Origin of the sequence: Agrobacterium sp. NPDC089420, from assembly GCF_044900305.1 — a bacterium.
In the GTDB taxonomy this organism is placed as follows: domain Bacteria; phylum Pseudomonadota; class Alphaproteobacteria; order Rhizobiales; family Rhizobiaceae; genus Agrobacterium.
Genome location: NZ_JBJDMY010000047.1, coordinates 1 through 6609, shown reverse-complemented (window position 1 = coordinate 6609; position 6609 = coordinate 1). Strand labels below are relative to the sequence as shown.

Genomic DNA, 6609 nt, shown 5'->3' with positions numbered 1-6609 from the left:
GCGCCGATTTCAGCGGCAGGGTCTGCATCCAGCATCTGCTCGTGAAGGCAATCAAGAGGCCGGTGATAAATTCTGCCGCGGACATGTGGCAGCCACGCCTCTGCCTGATAGTTGAGTAGGGCATCGATGGTCCTGCCTTTACCGCGATTGGCCGAGAAAAAATGCATGTCGACCCCGATCAATCCCGGCTTGAACTTCCGGGCGAGATCGAGATGGTGGATAATCGCGGTACGGGCCTTGTCCAGGATACCGGTTTCAGACTGCGATATTTTCATCGCCTCACGGGCCAGCGGATGAGTATCCATGTCATATCGCGCAAGGATATATTCTTCGAGGACGGAGAGAACGGGCCGCTTATTGTCGAATTCTCTCGCATCGGCGTCGAAGCCGAGAAAATCCAGCGTAGCCTGAGCCAAAGTGACGTCGTCCAGGAGAATATTCTGTGCCGAGTGCTGGTAGGGATAGGAATCGAGCAAACCCAGAAAGGCGACGGTTTCTCCTTGCTCCAGCAATAGTCTGGCCATCTCATGCGCGACGAGGCCGCCAAAGGACCACCCGAGAATATGGTAAGGGCCGTTGGGCTGGATACGGCGCATTCGGTTGACATATGCCAGAGCCATTTCCTCGATCGTATCGAACAGGCCCGCAGACGCGCTCAAGCTGTCCGCTTGCAGCGCATAGATTGGCATATCCTGCGCAATATGCCCTGTCAGGGCGCGGAAAGCCCACCCGATGCCCAGAATCGGATGTATGCAGAACAATGGCGCTGAACTGCCGCTTTTGCGAATGGCCATGACCGGTGCGAAGAATTCATTTTGCGACGCGGACGCACCGAGCAAGTTTGAAAGTTCCGCGATCGTTGGCGATTCAAAGATCGCTTCAAGCGGGATTGCAACATTCAGTCGCGAACGAACAGTCGCAATCATGCCTACCGCATCAAGTGAATCACCGCCAAGGTCGAAGAAACTGTCGTGAATGCCCACCGCGTCGACACCAAGGCTTTCGCACCAGATTTGGGCGATTGCTTTTTCAGTTTCTGTTCTCGGCGCGACGCCTTCATGGTGAGCCTGCCACTTGGGAACCGGAAGAGCATTGCGGTCGATCTTGCCATTGCCGTTCAGCGGTATTGCCTCAAGCACCACGTAACGTGACGGTATCATCTGACTGGGCAGGCTGCACGCGAGCGTTGCGGATAGTTCATGGTCATCGACCGTGTGGCCGGGGGTGGCGACAACATAAGCGACGAGGCGTTTTCCCTGCCCCTGATCCTCACGGAGAATGACGACGGCTTGCCGAACGCCAGGATGGGCGGCGAGCGCGGCTTCGATTTCGCCAGGCTCCACCCTGAATCCCCTGATCTTGATCTGATGGTCATTGCGGCCAAGATATTCCATGACCCCATCGACACGCCAGCAGGCCATATCGCCCGTGCGGTACATGCGACTGTCATCAGCCGCGAAAGGATCCGGCAGGAAACGTTCCTGTGTCAGCTCGGGCCGATTGAGATAACCCTTCGCGACACCCATACCACCGATGTAAAGTTCTCCGGCAAAACCGGGTGGTAACGGATTTCCCCTGCGATCGAGGACATAAAGTCGGGTATTCCAGATCGGGCGCCCGATTGGCGGTGCGGCGATATCCCTGCCCTCCAATGGCATGGCGGTGGACCAGATCGTCGTTTCGGTGGGGCCGTAGACATTCAGCACGGGATGACCGAGTTCCGCCATCGCCTGCGCGAGATCGGCCGGAAGTGCCTCCCCGCCCACCAGGGAGCGCAGGCCGTATAGTTCTTTGCCATGATCGTGCAGCAGTGCGCGCCAAAGGGAAGGTGTTGCCTGCATGACGGTGATACGCGATCGCCTGATAAGGCGAGCCAGCGCATCCGGATCGCGTACTGTTTCACGCGGTGCGATGATGGTGCATGCACCCGCGAGCAGCGGCAGATAAAGCTCCAGCCCGGCAATATCGAACGCGATCGTGGTGACGGCCAGAAGGCGGTCGCGAGGCGTCATCTTCAACAGATCCTGCATCGCAAAGAGGAAATTCGTCAGTGCCCGATGCGAAATCTCTACACCTTTCGGCCGGCCGGTCGAACCCGACGTGAAGATGATGTAGGCGGTATCGTCGGCTGCTGGAGGGACAATGAGCGAATGGGCGGGATGGTCCTCCGGCTGGTCCAGAAAGACGGTGCGAACACCGTCGATCGGAAGCTTATCTGCAATTTCGCTCGTGGTGATGATCAGGCTCGGGGCAGCGTCGGCAAGAATGAGGCCAATGCGACCGGGCGGATCGGAAGGGTCGCATGGCAGGTAGGAGCCACCAGCCTTCAACACTGCGAGCAGGGCTACGAGCATCTGTTCGGACCGGGGAACGACAACTGCAACAATATTCCCCGGAACAACGCCGCGCCGGCACAGAAGGCGTGCCCAACTATCCGAGGCGGCATCCAACTCGGCATAGGTCAGTTCCCTGCCATCGCAAACCACAGCGACAGCGTCGGGCTGGCGTGTGACCTGACGACGAAAAAGTTCGGGAAAGGTCAAATCCGGAATAGCGTGCGCCGTGTCGTTCCAGTCGACGAGCACCTTTTGCCGCTCCAGGTCGGACAGCAGGCTGAAGGAGTTCAATTCCCGGTCTGCGTCAGCCGATATGGCGCGCAGCAGCCGCATGAAACGCGCCTCATGCGACTGCAGATCCCCGATCGTGTAGAGATCGGGATTGGCATCGAAATCGATGCGCATCTCGCTGCCGTCGCCACGTTCATATGCAAAGATCGTCATGTCCGTCATCGAACCGTTGGAAAGGTTGCGAATGGTGGCCGGATGACCGGCAAAGCTCAGATTATAGTCGAATGGCTCAATGTTGACCCCGAGCCAGGCGATCTGTTGATCATGCCGCAGAAGGCCCAGGTCTCTGCGCATGTCTTCATAGCGATAACGCTGATAACGCAGCGCCCTCATCATCTGCTGCGCCGTCTGCCGGGCAAGATCGCGTAGTGTCGTGCCCGGTGAAAATTTGAAACGCAATGGCACGGCATTGGCCATCATGCACGGTATGCGCCGCATGGCCGGGCCGACGCGCCCGGTCAACATCGTCAATATGACCAGATCGTCGCAGTCGGTTGCCCGCCCATAATAGGCCGCCACAAGCGCGACAAGCACCTGCGGCACCGACACACCGGACTCCGTCGCAACCTTCCGCAATATCCGCGCATCCTCCGCAGGCAAGGTGACGCTATGGCGCAACAGACCCGTCGCAGGCGCCGGACGCCGTTTGGCAAGCGTGGCGGGTTGAGGCGCTTCCCGAAGATGCTCCATCCAGTAGGCGCGGTCCCGTTCCAGCTGCTGGGAGGAACGATATGCCCTGTCGGCGGCAAGCATGTCCTCCAGTGAACCGTAGTTGGCCGGCTCGGGAATTCCGCCGTCTTCCAGAGACGTATAAATCTCGGCGAGCCGGCGCGAGGACAAGCCGCCAGTAAAGCCGTCGAAAGCAATATGATGAGCCCGCTGGAACCACAGCCAGTGATCTTCGGCAAGCTTGATGAGAGCACTGTCCCACAATCTGTCGTGCTCGAGATCTGGCTGGATGCGAGCTTGATCCATCATCCAGTCATCCGCTTTTTTGAAAGCGCCTTCCTCCGCGGAGAAATCGAGCACGCGGAAATCTCCGGAAAATTCGACCGGGACAATCTGATGAGGCTGTCCCTCGATCTCGCGGATGCGAATCCGCGTCGCCTCTATGTCCTGTGTCAATTGCCGCAGTGCACGGATGAAATTTTCCACATTGACCCGACCATGAATCTCCACCGCTTCGGCAAGGTTGAAGACGACCCCGGCGGCGCCAACCTTCTCACCGATCCACATGCCGGCCTGTGCGGGAGACAGCGGCAATTTCTTCTCTTGAACATTCATATTAAACCCTCAGCCAAATATTGTTTCCGGACCCGTCGGGCATTTCGCCTTTCGAGGTGTCCGAAGTCGTGTGGATGGTGAGCATCCACAGTCGGGACATTCCTTTCGTTCGGCTCCAATTTTGAAATGTCGGATCACCTGCCGGTTCGCGCACGCTGCGGCTGCGGTTCGGTATGCGCTGACCCTCGGCATCAGTCTGCCGGAGCCGGACGTTGACAAGCGTTCCTCCCTTCCGCGCCCTGCGAAGGGTTGCACATCCGGTCGCCGTTCTTGCCATCCAGAAAAAAAACCGACGCCGTCGGCCTTGCCTTGCTGCCACGCTTCAGGATTTGCCTGTTCCCGCAGGAAGCGTGACGAGGGAGAGACTGTTCCGAGCCGGCTCGGGCCGAGGCCTGCGCCCAAGCCCATCAATGGTTTCGCAAGCAGGTCAGAAGTGCCGTTGAAAATCGCACCCGGCAGCGTGACGTAGCGAACCGAGAGGTCTCCCGTGAGCCATCCGCGCGCACTGGCAGGCACACCCCAAGCGCAGATGCTGCGCGGACTATCAGATGACATGAGCCCCCTCGCCATCAAGTCGACATCGACATGTCCGGCAGAATGCGAATGAACGTTTTTTTACGCCAGTCCCGCGGCGGCAATCCATTTAACTATTTGTTTTTAAAAAATAAACTTAGGCTCCCTCAATGCGCACCACGAAAAATCGTGCAAAAACTTGCATAGCTGGCGCGAGAAAATTGCACTATTTTGCATTCATGGGGCGTTTGTCATTCAGGTCGAAATTTGCATTCTCCATCGCCGCTCTTTTGCTTTTGGCGGGGGTGTGGGCGCTGGCGTCCGCCTGGGTGCAGAAGGAAGTGCTCACCCGACTGGGAAACAGCGCAGAAGTCGTCGCGCGTCAGCAAACGAAATTGCTCGACAGCGAGCTGGCCAGGTATCGTCTCCTGGCCATCGTTCTTGCGGAATATAGCGACCTTGAAGAGGCGCTGACGAAAGAAAGTCCCGAGGTCGCATCCCGTCTTAACGACAGGCTTGCCTCTCTGGTCTCTAAGACCGGGGCCTCCATCATCTACATCATCAATGAGTATGGGCGCGTCGTTTCGTCATCGAACGCCCATACGGCCGAAAGCTTTATTGGCCGCAACTATGGGTTTCGCCCTTATTTTACTGACGCCCTGTCTGCGGGTTCGGCTGAATATTATGCCGTTGGTGATCTGAGCGGACGTCCCGGCCTGTTTTTCTCGAGGCAGATCGGCGATACAGCCCGCGCGCAAGGCGTGGCCGTGATAAAGTTCGAGTTTCAGGCACTGGTAAAAGGCTGGACCAAAGACCTGGGCGAGACCTTCATCGTTGACCCGAGCGGCGTCGTACTTGCGTCCACCGATCCCGATGAGGAGCTACGGACGTTCCGCGTTCTTTCGGCCACTGAACGCGCTCACCTGACCGAAAGTGGCCAGTTCAGTAATCGTCCGCTGGAGCCAAGCCTGCTCAGTTTTGAAACGAATGGAATGATGGCCGGGCCATCGGATACACTGCTTCTTCCTGTCGAGGAGCGGATTTCGGAAACGACGCTGAGACTTGTTCACGCCGTACGCGCAAATCCGGCTCTGGATGGAGCAAGGGAACTGGCCTTCCTGATCTCGATTGCGGCGACCATCATATTGGCGGCTATCGCCATGGCGATCTACTGGCAATTAACGCGGACCATGCGGATGGCAGCCGACCGTGCCGAACTGGAAGTGGCGGTTACGGCGCGCACGGCGGAGCTGCACGCGCAGATCATCGAGCGCGAAACTGCCGACCGCCGGTTTCGCGAGGCGCGGGAGGAACTGGCGCAGGCCAACCGCCTGGCTATTCTCGGTTCGGTCACCGCGGGCTTGATCCACCAGATCAACCAGCCCGTTGCGGCAATCAGAACCCTTGCCGAAAATGCCCGGCATCACCTGCTGAAAGACCGCATTGATCGCGTCTCGGCCAACCTGTTGACAGCTGTGGAATTAACGGCCCGAATTGGCACGATCACCCAGGAAATGCTGCGTTTTGCGCGCCGGGGAAAGGGCGAGAACACGCGCGTGGATATCAATGAGACGATTGCTGGAGCGCTGCTGCTGCTTGGCGAGCGGTTCCACAGCGCGGATGTGCACCTCGAACTCCCTGGATCGGATCTGCCAGATGTCGTCGCAAACAGGGTCCAGCTGGAACAGGTGCTCGTGAATCTTCTGCAAAATGCGCTGGATGCGGTTGCGGATCGTTCCGACCCCCGTGTCCTGATCAGCGCCGATATGGATGCTTCATGGGTGAGTCTCATTGTCGCCGACAATGGTCCGGGCATCGACCCGCGGCTGGCTGAGAACATCTTCAACCCGTTTGTTACCACCAAAGCCGAGGGTTTGGGTTTGGGATTGAGCATTGCACGCGACATCGTCGCAGAGCTGAACGGCGTGTTGGACGTCATGGCATCACCCCTCGGAGGTGCGGCCTTTGTTGTCAGGATGAGGAAAGCGTGATGCGTGTGATGCTGGTCGACGATGACGCGGTTTTTCGAACGGCATTGGCGGATTCGCTGTCAATTGCAGGCTTTCAGCCTGAAATCCACCGCGACGGGCATTCCGCACTGGCAAGCCTGAAGCCGGACTATGACGGCGTTGTCGTCACAGACATCCGCATGCCCCGTGTCGATGGACATTCCGTGCTCAACTCT

The 6609-nt window shown here is 58.2% G+C and carries 3 protein-coding genes; 2 read left to right on the top strand and 1 reads right to left on the bottom strand.

The annotated features are described in order from the left end of the window. On the bottom strand, positions 1-3863 hold a 3863-nt coding region (locus tag ACI2KA_RS26625), incomplete at its 3' end, for an amino acid adenylation domain-containing protein (protein WP_404505441.1). A gap of 731 nt (positions 3864-4594) precedes the next feature. Here ACI2KA_RS26625 and ACI2KA_RS26620 point away from each other — a divergent pair. After that, positions 4595-6415 (top strand): ATP-binding protein, encoded by a 1821-nt coding sequence (locus ACI2KA_RS26620; RefSeq protein ID WP_404505440.1) that lies wholly within the window; start codon positions 4595-4597, stop codon positions 6413-6415. Further along, positions 6415-6609, top strand: a 195-nt coding sequence (locus ACI2KA_RS26615; protein ID WP_404505439.1) for a response regulator, incomplete at its 3' end; no start/stop codon positions are given. The genes ACI2KA_RS26620 and ACI2KA_RS26615, both read left to right, overlap by 1 nt.

Bases quoted from the DNA above. Each gene is read 5' to 3' on its own strand.
- ACI2KA_RS26620 (WP_404505440.1), top strand. From the start codon at position 4,595: ATGCGCACCACGAAAAATCGTGCAAAAACTTGCATAGCTGGCGCGAGA.